Annotated in this window: 1 protein-coding gene; it reads right to left on the bottom strand. The window is 70.5% G+C overall.

The features are described 5' to 3' along the window. Window positions 1–685, bottom strand: a 685-nt coding sequence (locus tag AC0ZT5_RS35165) for a hypothetical protein (RefSeq protein ID WP_488500167.1), incomplete at both ends; no start/stop codon positions are given.

The raw sequence follows: 685 nt of genomic DNA, 5'->3' as shown, positions 1-685 counted from the left end.
CTCCGGTATCGCCAGTTGCCCCAGTTGAGCCCGTAGCGCCCGTATCGCCGGTCGCACCTGTGGCGCCCGTTGCTCCGGTATCGCCAGTTGCTCCGGTTGAACCCGTGGCGCCCGTATCGCCGGTCGCGCCTGTGGCTCCGGTTGCACCGGTCGAGCCAGTCGCTCCCGTATCGCCAGTGGCGCCTGTCGAACCCGTGGCGCCCGTGTCGCCGGTCGCGCCAGTGGAACCCGTGGCACCGGTAGAGCCGGTCGAACCTGTGGCTCCAGTATCGCCAGTGGCGCCGGTGGAACCCGTGGCGCCCGTATCGCCGGTCGCGCCTGTGGCTCCGGTTGCTCCGGTCGAGCCAGTAGCTCCCGTATCGCCAGTGGCGCCTGTCGAACCTGTGGCGCCGGTATCGCCGGTCGCACCTGTGGCTCCGGTCGAACCTGTGGCTCCCGTGTCGCCGGTCGCACCTGTGGCGCCCGTTGCTCCGGTATCGCCGGTCGCGCCTGTCGGACCCGTGGCGCCCGTATCACCGGTCGCGCCTGTGGCTCCGGTTGCTCCAGTTGAACCTGTGGCTCCCGTATCGCCAGTGGCGCCGGTCGAACCCGTGGCGCCCGTATCACCGGTCGCGCCTGTGGCTCCAGTTGCCCCAGTCGAACCTGTGGCACCGGTAGAGCCCGTGGCTCCGGTATCGCCGGTTGC

This window comes from Mesorhizobium sp. CNPSo 4670, from assembly GCF_057784235.1.
Note: the sequence above shows the minus strand (reverse complement) of the source record. Positions and strands in the feature narration are given on the sequence as shown.